The 18,010-nt window shown below is 33.9% G+C and carries 12 protein-coding genes and 1 pseudogene; 2 read left to right on the top strand and 11 right to left on the bottom strand.

Features of this window, described 5'->3' with window-relative positions; translation table 11 throughout:
- Nucleotides 1-457 precede the first annotated feature (457 nt).
- Together MHB40_RS10080 and MHB40_RS10075 are read right to left on the bottom strand one after the other, a co-directional pair.
- A complete protein-coding gene (locus MHB40_RS10080; RefSeq protein ID WP_342534467.1) occupies nucleotides 458-1,303 on the bottom strand; it encodes a nucleotidyltransferase in 846 nt (281 codons plus the stop codon).
- Nucleotides 1,304-1,593: 290 nt separating this feature from the next.
- Nucleotides 1,594-1,884, bottom strand: a pseudogene (locus MHB40_RS10075) (DNA topoisomerase); the annotation flags it as partial.
- A 200-nt stretch (nucleotides 1,885-2,084) separates the two neighbouring features.
- On the opposite strand from MHB40_RS10075, the gene MHB40_RS10070 reads away from it, so the two are divergent.
- Entirely contained in the window at nucleotides 2,085-4,259 is a 2,175-nt protein-coding gene (locus MHB40_RS10070; RefSeq protein ID WP_342534466.1) for a DNA topoisomerase III, read from the top strand.
- Nucleotides 4,260-4,989: 730 nt separating this feature from the next.
- Here MHB40_RS10070 and MHB40_RS10065 read toward each other — a convergent pair.
- From MHB40_RS10065 to MHB40_RS10045, 5 genes are all read right to left on the bottom strand, one after another.
- Nucleotides 4,990-7,509 (bottom strand): FtsX-like permease family protein, encoded by a 2,520-nt coding sequence (locus MHB40_RS10065; protein WP_342534465.1) that lies wholly within the window; start codon nucleotides 7,507-7,509, stop codon nucleotides 4,990-4,992.
- Nucleotides 7,506-8,258: an ABC transporter ATP-binding protein gene (locus tag MHB40_RS10060; protein WP_342443366.1), complete on the bottom strand. Its 753-nt coding sequence runs from the start codon at nucleotides 8,256-8,258 to the stop codon at nucleotides 7,506-7,508. The genes MHB40_RS10065 and MHB40_RS10060 overlap by 4 nt, the downstream gene beginning before the upstream one ends.
- Before the next feature lie 209 nt (nucleotides 8,259-8,467).
- A complete protein-coding gene (locus MHB40_RS10055) occupies nucleotides 8,468-9,700 on the bottom strand; it encodes a HAMP domain-containing sensor histidine kinase (protein WP_342443365.1) in 1,233 nt (410 codons plus the stop codon).
- Nucleotides 9,701-9,862: 162 nt separating this feature from the next.
- A complete protein-coding gene (locus tag MHB40_RS10050; protein ID WP_342443364.1) occupies nucleotides 9,863-10,624 on the bottom strand; it encodes a response regulator transcription factor in 762 nt (253 codons plus the stop codon).
- A gap of 219 nt (nucleotides 10,625-10,843) precedes the next feature.
- Nucleotides 10,844-10,978 carry a hypothetical protein gene (locus tag MHB40_RS10045; RefSeq protein ID WP_342534464.1) on the bottom strand — a complete coding sequence of 45 codons (135 nt, stop codon included), beginning with the start codon at nucleotides 10,976-10,978 and terminating at the stop codon, nucleotides 10,844-10,846.
- A gap of 577 nt (nucleotides 10,979-11,555) precedes the next feature.
- Here MHB40_RS10045 and MHB40_RS10040 point away from each other — a divergent pair.
- Nucleotides 11,556-12,392, top strand: coding sequence for a hypothetical protein (locus tag MHB40_RS10040; RefSeq protein WP_342534463.1), 837 nt, complete (start codon nucleotides 11,556-11,558; stop codon nucleotides 12,390-12,392).
- 322 nt (nucleotides 12,393-12,714) lie between these two features.
- On the opposite strand, the gene MHB40_RS10035 is transcribed toward MHB40_RS10040, so the two are convergent.
- From MHB40_RS10035 to MHB40_RS10020, 4 genes are all read right to left on the bottom strand, one after another.
- Nucleotides 12,715-13,815 (bottom strand): alpha/beta hydrolase, encoded by a 1,101-nt coding sequence (locus tag MHB40_RS10035; protein ID WP_342443361.1) that lies wholly within the window; start codon nucleotides 13,813-13,815, stop codon nucleotides 12,715-12,717.
- 1,090 nt (nucleotides 13,816-14,905) lie between these two features.
- The gene (locus MHB40_RS10030; RefSeq protein ID WP_342534462.1) at nucleotides 14,906-15,730 is read right to left on the bottom strand and encodes a copper amine oxidase N-terminal domain-containing protein; all 825 of its coding nucleotides are present in this window, start codon (nucleotides 15,728-15,730) and stop codon (nucleotides 14,906-14,908) included.
- 288 nt (nucleotides 15,731-16,018) lie between these two features.
- The gene (locus MHB40_RS10025; RefSeq protein WP_342534461.1) at nucleotides 16,019-17,134 is read right to left on the bottom strand and encodes a hypothetical protein; all 1,116 of its coding nucleotides are present in this window, start codon (nucleotides 17,132-17,134) and stop codon (nucleotides 16,019-16,021) included.
- Complete coding sequence (locus tag MHB40_RS10020) at nucleotides 17,121-17,618, bottom strand: sigma-70 family RNA polymerase sigma factor (RefSeq protein ID WP_342534460.1); 498 nt, start codon at nucleotides 17,616-17,618, stop codon at nucleotides 17,121-17,123. The genes MHB40_RS10025 and MHB40_RS10020 overlap by 14 nt, the downstream gene beginning before the upstream one ends.
- Between the last annotated feature and the right edge of the window lie 392 nt (nucleotides 17,619-18,010).

Below are 18,010 nucleotides of genomic sequence, written 5' to 3'. Positions count from 1 at the left end.
AAGGAAATCACTAAGGACACGGCTATGGTCAAGTAGCTTCCACTCCAATCCACAAAAGTGTTACCTTTTTAGCAAAGGTTTTCAAATAAAGTGTAGGTTTTATGAAGAGGTGTTGTCACGCATCACTTCCCCAATAAGAGCTTATCCCCTCTAAGAATACAGATAATGGGCGATTTGATCGCTACTATGAAAAAAGTAAAGACACTTTGCAGAATGGTTGATTGGAGTGGAGCCAGCGTCACTCCTAGGGGATTTAGCGTCACAGAGGAGACCCTGGAGCGAACGTAAGTGAGTGAAGCGGCTCCTCGGACGCCCCCTGAAAGGACGCTGGCGGAACGGAAATCAACCCCTCGCCTTGCAAAGTTGCTTTTTCTGCCGTTGACATCATCTTTTTTCAACAACATGAAAAGGTAATCACAACGCATACGTGATTACCTTTTTCCATTTGTCTCGGAAGTTATACGATTTTCATGTTTAATTCTCTAGTAGGGTTATAGAAATGTAACCATTTATCAGCTTCACTAACCATCCACGCGCCAAATTCATTTAAAAACAATAACAATACGTTTGTATCTGTTGTGGGTGTTATCGCATATTCAAGTGCCCTTCTCATGTCGCTTTCCTTGTCAGGGAAATATTTCGAAAACCGTTTATAAGCGGGGTATAAATCCCTTGTATAGGCGTTTTCCTTCGTTATGACAAGTGCAAGTCCTGCTCTTACTATAATTTTCATAATCCACTTGCAACAATCCTTTATATCCTCACGATCCGAATTATCTTGAAGGTCATCACAGGCATTTTTAATTTGCCCCTGTAAATGAATAAGGTGGTCATTCGCTAAAGCTTCGTTCGCTTTATATCTTGGTAATTGAGGTATTAAATCCTCTCCAAACACACATATACTATGGGTTTGGAGGATGAAACTAATGATTGAAAAAGATGCCGTATTGAAAATCGCTTCTTTGCAGAACACACTTAGCTCAATCCCATCTACACAAGGATGGTGCTGAGTTAATGCTTGTTCTACTTCTTTTATCCGCTTCAACTGCTGTTTATTAGGGTTTTGCTTGGTAATCGCTATTGTGTCTAAGTCAGCTACTCCTTCAATACCTATACCTTTTGGAATCGATCCCCTTATGTATATGCTATGTAGGTCATCTTGAAGAAGGGTGCGATACGTATGAACCACATCGTTGATGACAGGCAGAAAAATAGGGCTGATTTTATGCCAATCTGCATGATTTATAATGTATCCATCACTATCCGTAATACATAAGCTTCCAATTTCTTTAATAGTCGTCATCACATTACTCCTTTTGTAATTTCAGGTGATTTATTCGCTTAAATAGCTAACTATCGCATAAAAATAGGATAGCATGTTGGAAGTCCTTTGAATGGAGATAGCCTTCAAAAACGATACTTCCAGCTAAAAAATCCGCTTTTACTTTTCATTAAACTCAAATTCAATCTTTCCTTCTACCAAACGGAGTGCCGCATTAAATTGTTTGCCATTCTTTGATTTAAAGCCTTTCATCACAGCTGTTTTCCCACTCTTACATAAATCATGAATGTTTTTTTCCGTTAGTTTTTTTCCTACGCTATGACCGTTTTTTCATCGTATTCATAATCCTGATGAAACATGGCGAGTGTCGTATTGAGGATTTCAAAATAAATATTGCGTTCATCAGCATTCATGGATTGTAACGCTTTTGCTGTCGGTATTTTTTTCGTTGGAATAATCGCATAGTGCTCCCCAACATTGGCACTATCGACATAGCGCTTGTTCTTCCCTCGATTGATCGCATGAAATGATTTTCCCACGAGTTGCTGATAGTTTGCCAATGATTCATTTAAATAGGCAAACTCATTATGTGTAATGAGCTGTGAATCGGTACGTTATCTACATAAAAATGGACTTAATTATTTTGGACCTAATTAATATGTATAAAAGTCCAAATTATTAGTCAACATAACTAGATTTTCTAGTAAAAGATGGACACAATATTAAAATAACCGTAATATTGAAATTTCATTTATAATTATAATACAAGAAGTTGTAATTATTATTAATAGGAGAAGAGTATATGAAAATAGTAATTGCAGAAAAACCAGACCAAGCTGCAAAATTAGCTGCCCCCTTTTCTTTTACAAAAAAATCTGGTTATTTTGAAGTGAAGCCAAACACATACTTTCCAGGTGGAGCACTAATAACATGGGCAATTGGACATCTATGTGAACTGAAAGCCCCTGAAGAATATAATCCTACATGGAAAAAATGGACATTAGAAACATTACCGATTATTCCAGATCGATTTGAATATAAAGTGACTAAGTCAAAGTATAAACAATTTAATGTGATTAAAAGTTTAGTAAAAAGACCAGACATTCAAGAAATCATTATTGGTGGTGATGCTGGGCGTGAAGGTGAATTGATTATCCGCACCATTTTAAGAGTATGCGGTGTTCATAAACCGATGAAACGTCTATGGATATCATCTTTAACAGAAAACGCTGTAAAAAACGGTTTTGCAAATTTACTACCAGAAGAGAAAACACGCGATATATATTTTGAAGCACTAAGTCGTTCATGTGCAGACTGGCTAATTGGCATCAACACATCCAGATTATACACGGTACTCCTCAAACGAAATGGCGTGAAAGATGTATTTTCAATTGGTCGTGTACAAACACCTACACTTGCACTAATAGTAAAGAGAGAACATGAAATTGCGAATTTTAAATCAGAACCATTTTGGGAAGTGGAAACAGAGTTTAATTTTGATGGAAAAATGTTAAAAGCAAAATGGCATAAAGATAACATTTCAAGGGTTCAAGAGGAACGACAAGCTATTGCGATTGCTAATTTCTGTATCAATAAAAATGTAGAAATTAATAGTATTAAAAGAGAAACAAAGGAATACGCTCCTCCATTGTTATTCAACTTATCTGCATTACAAGCTACAGCAAACAAGGCCTATAAATTCTCACCACAAAATACACTGGATATTTTGCAAAAACTTTATTTAAAGGGCGTAGTTTCCTATCCAAGATCTGATTCACAATTTTTAACGAATGAAGAAGCAAAAACACTACCAAAGATACTAGAGCATTTAAGTAAAATTAATAAATATAAAGGTCTTCTTCCGCCACCGACAAGTACAATTATGAATAATAAAAGATATGTGAATGACAAAAAAGTAACCGATCACCATGCAATTATTATTACAGAGCAAATACCAGACGTAGCAAAGCTAAGTACAGAAGAAGAAAAGATTTATGATTTAGTTGCAAGACAAGTCATTGCAGCACATTACAACAATGCCATATTTTCTTATACAACGATTCATTCCCTTGTCGATAAACGTGCAGAATTTATCTCTAAGGGCAAAGTGCTAATGGAAGAAGGTTGGCGTAAGGTTATTTATCATTCTAAAGATAACTCACCTATAGACAAAGATGAACTGCTCCCTCCATTACATGAAAATGAGCAAGGTATCGTTGCGAAAGCGAACGTAAAGAAAGGTGAAACCCAACCACCAAATCGTTATTCTGAAGGTAATTTGATTACCGTAATGAAAACAGCTGGTAAACATTTGGAAGATGTAGAATTAGAAAAGGTCTTATCGAAAACGGAAGGATTAGGTACTGAAGCTACACGCGCTGGAATTATTGGTACATTAAAAGATCGAAACTATATCGAAGTTAAGAAAAACCAAGTCTTTGCAACGACTAAAGGTATATTACTAATTGAGGCACTGGGTGAAAGTATCTTAACGTCCCCTTCCATGACAGCCAAATGGGAGCAACGACTATCTGAAATAGGTGACGGCAACGCTTCTCCTAAAGCATTTATGGAACAAATAAAAAAGCTTGCTGACAAATTGATTTCAGATGCTAACAAGCGTGAAAAGGAATGGGCATTTAATCAAAATGTAGTAGATAAAATCACTGCAAATAATCCATATAATAAAAAATATAAAAAAGAAAAAACAGTTGTTGGGAAATGTATCCTTTGCGAAGGGTCAATCATAGATCATGGCACTTTTTATGGGTGTTCAAATTATAAAACAGCTAATTGTAAATTCTCGGTTTCAAAGAAACTTTTAAGAAAAACTATTTCACAATCGAATATAAAAAAACTCTTGGCAACTGGTGAAACAGACTTGATAAAAGGCTTTAAAAAAGGCGAAAAAACTTTTAATGCCCACCTTATTTGGGATAAAAAAGAACGTAAAATTAGTTTTAAATTCCCACAATAACTAACAATTCTACTTTCAACATATCGATGAATGTAGTTTGGCGTTCTAACAGATGATGTTACTTCACCTGTTAGAATGTGGTCACTTACTGTTAATATTGAAAGTGCTATAAATATCAAAATTTATGATACGTTTATAGGTTCATTACCTTCACACAAAATAACAAAAGCTGAATAGCAGTTTTACTCCAACAAAAATATTTTAGTCCCTTTGGTTTCCTATTTTCTTAGGGGACATATTTACCATCACAATAATATTAATCATGTAGTTTCGTAAATAACTTCAATTCATGTTAGTACAACAGGTTTGATGTCACCTACCTAAATATAGGAACCGTGCCCCTGTCGTTAATTTGCTCTTTGTTGCGGATTATTCTTGTTCGCATAATTATCATTTCTTTTAGCAGATGATTACTTTCGATTAGATACTCATTATGCTTATACAATCGTTGTAAAAGTTGGTTTTCAGGTAGTCAAGCAAACTTCCCATTAACTTCTCCTCTTTTACAATCCTGACAGATTAGAACTAAATTCCAAACTCCGTTTAAGTATAAACCATGTGTACGATTGAACCATGTTGATAGCAGAATGAAATGGTGAGACCTTATTATTATGGAGAGTGTTGCTGATGGAATCATCAAGTCCAAGTAAGTGGAGGTATAGTCATCCTCCACTTTTCTTATTTTTCTTGAATTTAGACTGTTATAAAAAATATTTAAAAGCTATACTTTCTAGCGTAATCCCTTCATTAGATCTTGCCTGGTTGCCCACAGAGTAGGAAATAAAACTGCCGCCACACCTACTAATGGAGAAAGAACAATTATACCTCCTAGTAGTGAGGGCATTAACCGAAATGTTGTAGCATTTAAACTTTGAAGCAAACAGTATGTGGAAATCATGGATAAACCTACTGCAAATATTCCAACTGTTCCCGTTAAAAGGGCTCCTTCAAGCAATAATAACGCAAATAATCTTTTCTTCGTATAACCAAGTACACGTAGCATACTTAATTCTTGGATTCTTTCCTTAATACTACTGGCTATACTATTCATTAACCCGATGATGGTAAATATAATAATTAATCCTACTGCTAGAAATAAAATGAAAAAGCGCTGCAACAATTGTTCTTCTAGGTCATTCAATTCTTCTGCCCTATTATATAAAATAGTATTAGCATACTGCGGTTGTTGGATCAGTGATTGAACTTCTTCCATTGTTTCTTGTTTATCTATATCTGATGTTATATTCATCTCTACGCTATGAAGAGTATGAATCTGAAACATATCTTCCATATTTTTTTTAGTAGTGAATACTTTGTAGTCGTCACTCATATGCTCTGAATTGGTTATAATACCTTCTACGATAAATTCTTTCTTATCCACTTCATCCATATTTTCAGACATATCAGCCTCTATTACATCGCCTAAATGATATCCTAATTTCTTTGAAGTAGACTCTGTTATCATAACGCCGTTAGGACTCAACTCTTCCTCTAGATGAATACCATCCTTTATCTTAACTTCATTTTTATCTAAGCTGTATTGTAAATCAGTCCCACTAAGAGCTAGTATCACTTCGCCTTCTTTTGAAGGGAGATTCATCGTATCAAACAGCTTTACATTTGTGTAAAAATGCGCCTCTATATTAGGGCTCTCACTGACAAGGTCATAGAATGAAAATGGAAATCCCTCTTCTATTTCTGATCCCACAGACACTAATTTTAAATCATTTGGGTAAGTATCCATGATTGTTTCAGTTGTGTTCGCTTTGACACTTGTTAATACCACCATTCCTATAATAGAGATAATAACCCCTAAAGTGAAAATAATAGAGATTTGCACATTTCTGCCTAATTGCCTTAATAAATTTTTCGTAGCTAATAAGCCTTCTGCTCTAACCTTTAATTTTCGATCTAACAGACTTATTCCTTTCTCAAATAACACAAACATTAGAGGGATCGTAACAAATATTAACGCTATAAACGAAACTGCGTTAATAACATATATAAACCTTGATTGCCAATGCCATTGATTAAGAGCAAATAAAATAGTTATAAATACTGCATACAACAAACTAATCATGAAATACCTTTTAGTAATACCTTGAGTGGTTTTCACACCTCTATAAACAACAATTGGTGGAGAAAGACTTGCTATATAGCCAGGAATGAGTGAAGATAAAAAAATGACTACTGTAAAAATCCCCAAACTAAATAATACATCATGGTAGGGCAGTACAATACCGGCATTTGGAATATTCATTAGTCCTAAAAATACATCAAATGTAAGAAAAGGAATTAGAATACCAAGAAGGATTCCCACTGCTAAAGAAACTGATCCTACTATCATCGTTTCAATTAAAACTAAAAACATAATGTGTTTTTTCTCAAAACCTAATAGGCGTAGCGTTGCAAGTTCCTTTTGTTTTTCTTGAATGGACATACTCATTGTGCTAATAAGTATCAATGCGCTTATTAGGTAAATGGCAATATTAAGCCCTTTAACAAATGGTCCAAGCCCTCCCATATTATTACGTTCATTATCAATCTCTAATCGATTATCAATAAAAAAATCATGGTTAAGCTCTCTCAATTCTTGAACAACATCCGATTTCTTTTCAATATCATTTAACTTAATAATCAATGCGGTTGTTATTCCATCGTTTAAAGTAACTTCTTGAAGCCAATGAAAGTCGAGAATGACCATATTCGTTAAGCCTTCATGCTCTTCACTAATTCCCGATACCGTAACCTCTCTTTTCCCTTGTGGTGGAAAATTCATTTCTATCGTGGAGCCAATTTGCAAATTATTTAATTTAGCGTATGCGGGAGAAATTAAAGCTTCTTCTGCTTTAGGGAAATTACCAGATTTTAATGATACAAATGGATATTCATAAGCCAGCTCATCATCGTTAAAACCAATGTAAGTTGGTTCGCTCCACATATCATACTCTTCTTCTTTGTTTAAGTATGGATATAGGAAGGGACTTATTTTCTCCACTCCTTCTATCGTCTCTATCATATCAATCTCTGATTTATTAAGTGACTTATGACTATCTTGATAACCAACTACTAGGTCAAAATCGCCATGTAAATCTTTGATTGTCTGTTCATTTGATTCTTGTAAACTAGCTAATATTATTTGCACAATTACAATTAGAGCAACGCCTAGCGAAATACCTAAAACTAAGAATGCGTTTCTGGCCTTATGGTTGAATAATGATTTAATAGCTGCTTTAATAAATAATCTCATAAGCTTAGTTCCTCAATCTTAGAGGCAATGATCCTAACTACTTCATTATCCTTCAAGCTTGAGTTTTTTAAATTTAACGTATCGCAGATTTTACCATCATGCATGAAAATAACTCTATTAGCATAAGCAGCTACATTTGCATCATGTGTTACTACAATTAACGTATGTCCCAATTCCTCACAGAAGTTACGTAGAATACTCATCATGGCTTTAGAGGTTTTCGAATCAAGGCTACCAGTAGGTTCATCTGCTAGAATTAATTCCGGGTCATTTATAAGTGCTCTCACTATCGCTACTCTTTGTTGTTGACCGCCAGATAATACAGTAGGCTTAGATTGTATAAAAGAACCTAGACCAACCAAATGCAACAAGTCAATCGCTTTTTCTTCTAATTCTTTCTTATTCTTTATAGTTAGCATTGCTGGGAGGGTAACATTCTCTATAACGGACAATACAGGAATTAAATTAAATAATTGAAAAATAAATCCTATTTTTTCTCTACGTAAACGAGTCAATTCGTGGTCTGAATACCCCTTTATATTTTCACCACTTATCAGAACTTCTCCTTGATCATAAGTATCTAGCCCAGATATCATATTTAAAAGGGTCGATTTTCCAGAACCACTTGTCCCCATTATTGCGACAAATTCGCCTTTTTCAATTTCTAATTCAATATGATTTAATGCCTTTACTTGACTTTGACCTTGACCATATATCTTAGAGAGTCCTCTCACGCTAAGAACAGACATTTTTATCTCCTCCTTCTTATTCTTGTAAGAATTATAGCCAAGGTAAATCAATTTTCTATCTATCTATTATCAAGACTTTATCAAGAAATATCATCCTTCTATACAACAATAACTAGGTATACCTATACATTCCCTTTCAATGATTTGAAAAAAATAACAATCCACAAAAAAATGAAGGAAGCAATTTCCTTCATTTTTTTCTAATCCTATTATTCGATGATATTTTTAGGTATCTTTATAACAATCTTTGCCCCTTTTTCCTCATCATTTGCGGCTTGAATTATGCCACTATGCTTCTGAACAATAACCTGTGCAATAGTTAAACCTAATCCCATTCTTTGATCAGCACTAAACTTTTCTTCATTTCCTTTATATAAAGGTTTAAATATGTATGTAAGATCCTTTTCTACAAACCCCTTTCCATTATCTAAAATAATTGTTTCTATAAAACTATCTCTTTCTCTAATGAATACTTCTATTTTCTCTGTTGGTGGACTATGGCGAATACAATTAATAAGTACATTTTCAAATGCTCTTTTTAGCAATATATAATCACCAGCAATGGGCTGACTTGTTCGATTATTTACTTCTAGCGTAAGTTTTTTCTCTGAAAGGTTATAAAACAACATCTGCTTTAAATCCTGTACCAAATCATTAACTTGAAATTCCGTTATTTCTTCGAGTTTAATTTTCCCTTCAATATTTGCATAATTAGCCAAAGACGTGACCAATTCATTCAAGTGATTTGCTTGTTTCATACTCATTTCTAAATATTGCGTTTTCTTTTGTTCATTTTTAAAAATCCCTTTTATTAAGCCTTCCAAATAACCTCGCAATGAAAAAATGGGGGTCCTTAAATCATGAACAATGGAAGACACAAAGAGCTTTCTTTCATCTTCTAGTCTTTCGTTCGTTTCCTTTGATAATTTGAGTTTTTTGGTCATTTCAATAAAGGCATGAGTCGTATAGCTCATTTCTTTAATGTTGGAACTTGGCAAATCTATGCTATATGTTCCATTCGATATAAGTTGTGAAGATTTATTAATAGCACGTAATGGTTTCATTAAATTTACTTGCAGAAATACTATATAGAGTATCGATACTAGAGAAAATGCACCCATATAAAAGACAAAGTCGTAATTCGTACTTTGAATTTGTTCATCTGCAGGTATAGAATAGCTAATATATACCGTTGCAATGAACGAATCATCTGAATAAACATTGTATGGAACTAGATTTAAATTAGATTTTCTTTCGAGATTTCCTGGAAGGGCTTGACCCTCTTCATGAAGCTGAGTATTTTCAGATTCCTTCATTCCTTCAGTATAAAGCAATTCATCATCTGCAAAAATAATGAACAAATCAAGCTTATCTGCTTCGGCTTTCTTTTTTAATTGACTTTTCCATTCTTCCTTATTGAACTGTGTCTTATCTGCATTCACTATATTGTCCTGCACCCACAAGTCCAAATCGAATATTTGACTCTCTTTGGATGAATACACGTCTGTTAGGCGTGTAACTGTTTTTGCTAAAAGGATTGGCGTGAAAACAATAATAATTAGGCTAAACGTAATAAATGCCTTAAAGCTAATCTTTGGCATCTTTTATCCTCTCATTCCCTTATGCAACTGGTAACCAACGGATCTTATTGTTTTTATCTTGGGAATTGTATCGAAAGGAGCTAGCTTCTCTCTTAATTTTGCAACATGGACTCGCACACTGTGAAATCCAGTTACATGGTCATTCCATATTCTATCTATAATTTGCTCATACGTTAGCACAATCCCCACATTTTCCATAAAATAATATAATAAATCAAACTCAATAGTCGTTAGCTCTACTGTTTGTTGTCCTACCCTCACTGACCTCGTGTCTAGGTTTAATTCAAGTTGATCGATAGATAAAACCCTCTGCACATCTATAGCTTTCCGAGAATGTATAGCTATTCTTCTTTCAACTGCCTTGACCCTTGCCACGATTTCACTTGGGCTTGCCGTTTTGACAATATAATCATCGGCTCCAAGCATAAGACCTCTAATTTTATCTGCATCGGTTTGATGATTGGCACTTAAAAATAAAATAGGAACCTCGGATTCTTTTCGGATTCTCTTGCAAAGTGTAAAGCCATCAGTTCCAGGCAGCATGATGTCTAAAATAATACAATCTATTGTCATTTGACGTAACAGAGTTTCTGCATCTTCAGCATTTTTAGCACTATAAACTATGTAATTTTCCATTTCTAGAAAATCAGTCATCAATTCTATAATTTCTATATGGTCATCAACAATTAAAATATTTCTAAAAGGCAATTCAACCACCTCTTTAATTAAATTTCTATAGCTTATTTTATCATTTATAACTCTCATAGTAGTATTCTACTATATAATTTATTATAGAACATGTTTTAGATATTACAGATATGAATGAAATAATCCATCTTGAAGAAGAGTTATCATTTTTATAACTCAATCATCACCATATATTGAAAAAAGCACTCCCCGTAATTATAATGGTCTGAAATAAACCATTTCTTAATGGAAGTGCCTTTTGATTAAGAGATTTTTATTTAGACTCTGACAATCAACTTACTTAATTTTCAACTCTAAAATACCTAAAAAATTTGGAGCAAGTGTAAGATTAATTAATTTGCCATTCTTTTCATAGACAACATGATGACCATCCATTCCCACCTGTTCCCATCCCGCTTTTTTAATTATCAAACGATAACTAAGTGGTATATCTGTTCCATTAGATTTTCCTCAAGTATAACCTTTTTCTTTTAAATTTACGCTTTCAAGTTTTGCATCTTTTGGGGAAGCAATATAATTGTTATCTAAAATTATATAATAATAGCCACCTACCCCAATTATAAGGGCCAGAATTAAAATTATAGACACTTTTTTAACATTCTCTTCCTCCTATACTTTTAAATTTCCCACCTCCATTATACAATATAGGTAAAAATAAACAGTTACAATAGTTTTCTATAATTTTTACATTTTCCGATTTATTTTAAGTATTATTAATTTGATAAAACATTGGATATAAGGAGGTTTTATACAAGTATTATTATAAAATGACTACAATAAAGTTTTCATAATAATATATTCTGAATTAATCCCATAATGTGCAGAGATAATAAAGTTGTTTAATTTACAATAAAGTCATTTAAAAAATAATATAGTTATTTAAAAATCCGTCCTCCACTAACGGTGCAGTTTAGTGCAAGAAGGTGTTACTATATAAAATGGAGAATTTAACAGGAAATAATATCAAAATTGATGAGAGGTTTTGGTTATGTATTTTAAATTGTTCAAAAACAATCTTGCTATTCTAATTGCTTTTTTGCTCCTTTTGTTAACGGGCTGCGAAATCCCCAAAAAATTTGTAGAAGAAAATGTTGAAAATCATTTGGAAAACTACGGAATAAAGGACTACAACATACTAAGTGCTAAAAATGATGGGGAGCTTGGTGAAAGTAAGTATGGTTATGTAGAAATCTATAAACCTTATCATGTAAATCTCAGATTAGCCTTTAGTCGAGAAACAAATCAATTTATTCCTAAGTATAGTGACGATGTTTATTTACAACTATTTAAAGAAGCATATATACAACAACATCCCGAACTTATCAAGGTGTCTAATCAGATTGTCGAAAAATACCATTTAATGGATGAACCTTCAGGTGAATCTTCAAAAAATTATTATCTTGCTTTTAATATTGAAAAAGGTCAAAAAGAAAGGCTAATTGAAGACCTTAGAAAGAATGAAAAAATAGACACCGATTCATTATTACCATCACTAACAAGCGAAGAAAATGAATCGTTGTATCCTTTGAAAAAGGAGTCAGTTATTAATTTTCATTATAAGTTTAATATTTACGAAAATAACAATACAATCCCGAAAGCTAGTGATATTTTAAACGATTTTAAAGAAAGTAAAGTGTTGGGTGAAGGGAAGTATTTTTTAAATGTACAGGTGGTATCTTACGAACAAAATTCAGTGTCTTATTTAGATGAAGATTATCCAGAAAACAATATTCTTTTTGAAGTCGGAAAAGATGGAGAATTTAGAGATATAAGGACATTAAAACGTACCGGATGGCTTGAGTATACCGTAGTTCCATTCCCCTAGTAATTGATGTAATAAAGTAGGTAAGAAGATTTTTATAGCTATAACACCTCTATTTAGTAACACAGTATTTTAAAGTTTAGTTTTAATATATCAATCTAAAAAGATAGTCCGATATTTTTTTAGGAAGGATTTTGAAATATTACACTTTAAGAAACAGGTGCTTTAGTTCAATAAGAATTAAACAACTTTATTAATGAATTTTAAGTACAAATACCTTTTAAATGTATAGAAATTAAACAACTTTAAAGAGCCTTACTACTATTTTACTTTAAACAATATAAAATAGCACTTACTAAAATCTTTGACCACTTTCAAAGACATATTATAAAGAATCGAAAATTTTCTTTACCCATTCAAGATACGCTCGCATATAGTATTCTTGCTTAAAGCCATGATTCTGACCTTCTGCTACAATCACAGTCACATCCGCACCTGCGTTTCGTGCGGATTGAATATATTCCTGTGGACCTTTTACCTCAATTGCTAAATCCTTTGTCCCATAAGCAATAAATTGTGGAATATGAGCTGTTCGGAAATGCGTAGATAAATCTGTCTGCTTCAAGAGCTCTTCACGCTTTTCTGGATTTCTGACATCCTCATCATTAAAAGAGGCAAAGAGCATGGGCACATTATAGCGATACGTCAATGCAGGGTAAATCATCGCGGCGGCTGCTACTTGATCATCAACTGCATCGATGACATCAGGCTGATAACGAGCAGGAAACAGATTTTCTCCCTGAATGAGGTTAATAAAGCTACCCGTTTGATAGCCTCCCGCACTAAAACCTATCAACCCAATTTGATCTGGATGGATACCATAATCATTGGCATGATAACGTAGATAACGGACTGCTCGCTGAACATCTAGTTGTGGAATAGGCCACTCATACGGATTGGAACGATAGTGTAGAACGAATGCGTTAATACCTGCCTTATTTAATGATACAGCGACTTCCTTTCCTTCCGCTGTTCCACCATCCATTTCCTTAAAGCCATACCCACCACCTGGAATAATAATGACAGCACTGTCACTGTTCGCTACCGTATAAGGAATCAGATAGGGCTCATCTTCATAGGTTGATTTTTCATAGCCCCCTTCAATTTCATGGATATAGGTAAAGGTATCAATGGCCGCTTCATTATCTTTATAATCTTCCCCCACAATGCCAGTGGAAAATTTGAATGTTGCTAGCAATCTATTAGGATTCCCCTTAATAGTCATATCGTCTAGCTTACTTCCCGAATGATTCCCTGCCACTTCTTCTCCCCAAATCTCCACCTTGCGTTCAATATCCGCAACTGGCTTGCCTGGTTTATTCCCTAACGGATTAATCGCAAGAATAGCGTATCCAATCCCTATAAACAAAGCCAGTATAGCTAGAAAAATCCCCACTAACTTGGCTATTTTCTTCGCTATTCTCATCACCATAACCTCCATTAAATTAACGTATGTATCGTTGACTATCGAATTCTACATAAAAAGACCAGAACCTCACTTATTTATGATATGAGTTAATGAAATATTTACTTGTGAATTTTGGTATGTCAGTATCAATCACAAGGGTTATAATGTGCAAGTGAAATTCTTATTCAACTAAGGCTGAAATAGGTAGGCAAGGAGATACTTCAACCCTCAGCATCTAATGTCGGGTTCAACTCGACACTTACTTTCACGGCAGATATTAATCGGTTTACTCTTTAGTATAACGGGTATAGAATCATTGAAATTAATGCAATGTTGTATTCTTCAATTTTCTAATGCATTTACTAAAGTAAAGACCACAAATATTAAAAATAACTGCATACATACCTTGTAATGACGTAAACTATATTATAAAAAGCATCACACTAATTTTTCGGAATATGAGGTAGGTATTGTAAAAAAGAAGGAGAGATACGATGTTTGATCAAGTTGCCTATTTTATTTTTAGAGCCCTGTTAATTTTAACGGTTTTGGTTGTTGTGGTTGGAATCCCTCTTGGTGAAACACTGATTAGAAAAAAATAGGCTGCATCTAAATGGATGCAGTTTTTTGATTTTAATCATACTTCATTTCGATAATAATTGTGATTGGTGAACCATATAGAAGTATCAGAATGGATTTTCACCTTTTATAAAAGGGATAAAAACTACATAGTTCGAACCAATAAAAATGAGCCAAAAAAGTACTGATGTACGTCGCTGTTTAAAGAGAATATTTTCCCGAAAAATAAACAAACCAACAATCAACGAGTATAAGACGAATAAAATATAAGAGAGTCCAAACCAGTTTACCCATACGTTTCCTGTAAATTGAATTCCAAAATTCTCGTATATAGGTCTTAAAATAGAAGTTGTGAAAAGTAAACCAATCGATAAGATTACAATGATTTCAAGTAAACTAAGTAAAACTTTCTTCCATTCTTCCAAACCTCATTTCTACTACCTTTTAATGATGGATGTAAAAAACGAGGCTAGATTCTACTCCTTATTGAAGTACAACACCCCGTTATCACAAAACACTATTATTTACCTTATGGAACTGTATTACTTATAACTGTCACAAAGCCGTTCAACGAGGCGTTATCAATTAATTGGAGTATGCCTAGTCTTGAGGAATCACTATAGACATACCAATAATTTTCAGTAGTATCATGCACTAAAACTCCGCCCAAGTCCCCCGTTGAAGAGTAAATATCAAATCGTTTGATACTGTTCCCCTCTTCATCTAAAAAATCATATTGCGCATTTTTATCATAGTTCCCTACTGGAATGGGATGAGAATCCCATGGATTATAAGCAGGTGCTTCAACTTTACTTCCATTATTTTTTATAAAAGTATTATAAATAGCTTCGTTATAACCATTCCCATTGATTTGCTGTATGACTCCGCCCAATGTCATATGATATTCGTATTGCAATGCTTTTACTTTTATACCATCAATAAAGAATGGCTTTGTTTCAATCGTTACTGTACCGTTTTTGTAAGTGACATGGCTGCCAAATGTTTCGGCAAGAAAACGCATTGGAACAAAAGTACGATTATTTTTCATGTACGGCTTTACATCAAGCAGTTCCGTTTTACCGTTTTTTACCACTTTATTGCTATTAAGTTTCAGTATTACCTGCAGATCGTTTTTAGTAAGCGTGATTTGAGAATCCGTCCATGTAACATTTGCCCCCAAATTTTCACTAATTACACGTAAAGGAACCATTGTCCGATTACTTTTAACTTCTGGCTTCACATCGGATGCAATCGTAACACCGTCAACTTTTATGTGAAAATCGGCTGCATATGTAGGTGATGGAGTCATGATGAGAATCAATACAAGAAAAATGCCTGAGAACACTTTTTTCATCTTTGAACACCCCTTTTCTTAAATATTCTTCCAAAAAATCTATCCCCTACCCCACTAAATATTTTACCATAAAAATCCACATATATTTTTGCTCTTTATTCAATCTACATGACCCAATAAAAGAAGACGCGTTTCGAAATAAACGCGTCTGATTGTTATAAAAAGGGTTCTCCTATATTGGAGAATGGGGTTGGATTGGGAAGGTTTATGCTTCATAGGTCGACCAAACAGTATCAGCAGGACATCAGCGCAAGCATTTTAGCGTGAATTGATGTCCTTGCATAAAAGCTAATAAATTCCTCTACTAAAGGATGGCTGCCAAATTCCTTGGGCATTTTTCTCCATACCTAGCTCTTTTTGTCCTTCGAGTGAAATAAATTTTACAACCCCTGTTGTAGCTGTTTGTTGCTCAAACTCTGCATTTTCTAACCCTGCAAAGAGGTTTGCAATAATAAGACGATTTATTTCCTTTGTAAACAATTCCTGACGTACGATTTTCGTTTTCTCATAATATCTGCGAACACTTTCTGTTTCATCGTTCCTATTTGTTGTAAACAATGCTTCATATGTTTCATAATCTTTTTCAATATCACTCAATAAAAACATTTTAGTAATCGCTTGTGGTGTCATATTTTTTAACCTTTCAATATTATAATCCGTTTTAAAGGCATTAAAAACTTGCTGCTCCTGTTCAGTCAATTCAAATGTTAGCTCAAAATTTTGGAATCCTACGACCTTACCTACTAATTGCCCCTCACTAATTTTCATAATCGTGTGGCCTTCGTCACTGTCATAAACAACCATTTCTTTTTCTTTCGCAGAAATCGATTTGTCATTGAATGGCGCTGGCCTTGTTCCAAAATTATGAAAAAAGTAGGGATTCTTCAATGGGTCATTGATATCCTCTTTTTTTATTTGCGCATTTAATCCATGAACCTTTAATGGGGTTTCCTCTACTAAAATTTGCCCTTGCTTCATTGTTACATGATCATTACCTAATCCTAATACAGTTGAAACGACAAGCCCATCCGTTCCATAAAAGGCAATAAAATCTCCATACGTAATGGGGGCTGCCTTATCGATAATCATTGGCAAAAAATGCAGCATCCATTGTTCCCCAAGTAGATGGGCATATTTCGGCTCAATTATATCTAAAGAGGAAACATCATCGACAATCGGTAGTAGCACATTTTGCTGACTTGCGGTTTGTAGGCTATTCTTTTGAGAAAATTCAACGAATAGCATGAACCCAATAATGAAACAAGCTGCAATAGATACCGAGACGACCTGCCAGTTCAACTTTCTTTTTATTAGTTTCGGTTGCAATATGCGTTGCTTTATATCATTTGTAAATGGGGCATCTTGTCGCAATTCTTCTTTTAGCTTGGCTTTAAAATCCTTCATAAAATAGTGCCTCCAGTTCCTGATTTGTTTTCAACAATTCTCTCGCTCGACGAATCCTTGTACGAACGGTGTTTTGTGAGACATTTAATAAACTAGCAATTTCAGAAACATCAAATTCTTCATAATAAAACAGGACAATGACTTCCCTATAATGAAGTGGTAATGCGAAGACAATTTCCTTTAAAGTCGTATATTCTTCAGTTGCTATATACGTTTGTTCCACTGATGGTTCAGTTTTGCCTAGTGGTAAAAGTTTTGAAATAAATGATTTTCTCTTTTGTTTTCGTAGTTCATCGTGACAGCAATTAATAGCGATACGCGTTAAATACGTTTTCAATGAAGCATCTTTTCTGAAATCGTCTTTATGTAATAAATACTTCATTAGGACGTCCTGTGTAACTTCCTCTGCAAGCTGAAAATCCTTCATATATAAATAGTTAAGATGATATAAATATTCACCGTATTGTTCTACGATTTGTTCCAACAACAACTCACCTCGTTTCCATCCTACTACTTAGACGCTCGTTTTCTAAAAAATTGTTCAATCTTCTGAAAATACTTTTCGAATAGCCTTTTTATATTAATAACTGATGAAGTTTGCGACTCTTCTTTAGTGCAATAAGAAAATTAACCTAAATAACGTTTTCAAATAAAAATTTGTGAATACACAAAAAAAGCACGAAGGTTGTGTAATCAACGTTCGTACCTTTTGGCGAGGTCAATTATTTTTACAAGTAGCACAAATAGTTGATGCAACAGCATTTATACTTACATATAGTATATCTACCCATAAATAATGCCCCTTCTCATGAAGAAAGACGCTTTCCTATTTCAGAAAAGCGTCCGATTGTGGAAGATCGTTATTCAACTATAACC

The organism is Lysinibacillus sp. FSL K6-0057, from assembly GCF_038630885.1.
Taxonomy (GTDB): domain Bacteria; phylum Bacillota; class Bacilli; order Bacillales_A; family Planococcaceae; genus Lysinibacillus; species Lysinibacillus fusiformis_F.
The sequence above is the reverse complement of the archived record's forward strand: the minus strand, read 5'-3'. Positions and strand labels throughout refer to the sequence as shown.

Coding starts and splice junctions, on each gene's coding strand:
- MHB40_RS10080 (WP_342534467.1), bottom strand. CDS start 1,303: ATGACGACTATTAAAGAAATTGGAAGCTTATGTATTACGGATAGTGAT.
- MHB40_RS10070 (WP_342534466.1), top strand. CDS start 2,085: ATGAAAATAGTAATTGCAGAAAAACCAGACCAAGCTGCAAAATTAGCT.
- MHB40_RS10065 (WP_342534465.1), bottom strand. CDS start 7,509: ATGAGATTATTTATTAAAGCAGCTATTAAATCATTATTCAACCATAAG.
- MHB40_RS10060 (WP_342443366.1), bottom strand. CDS start 8,258: ATGTCTGTTCTTAGCGTGAGAGGACTCTCTAAGATATATGGTCAAGGT.
- MHB40_RS10050 (WP_342443364.1), bottom strand. CDS start 10,624: ATGAGAGTTATAAATGATAAAATAAGCTATAGAAATTTAATTAAAGAG.
- MHB40_RS10040 (WP_342534463.1), top strand. CDS start 11,556: ATGTATTTTAAATTGTTCAAAAACAATCTTGCTATTCTAATTGCTTTT.
- MHB40_RS10035 (WP_342443361.1), bottom strand. CDS start 13,815: ATGAGAATAGCGAAGAAAATAGCCAAGTTAGTGGGGATTTTTCTAGCT.
- MHB40_RS10030 (WP_342534462.1), bottom strand. CDS start 15,730: ATGAAAAAAGTGTTCTCAGGCATTTTTCTTGTATTGATTCTCATCATG.
- MHB40_RS10025 (WP_342534461.1), bottom strand. CDS start 17,134: ATGAAGGATTTTAAAGCCAAGCTAAAAGAAGAATTGCGACAAGATGCC.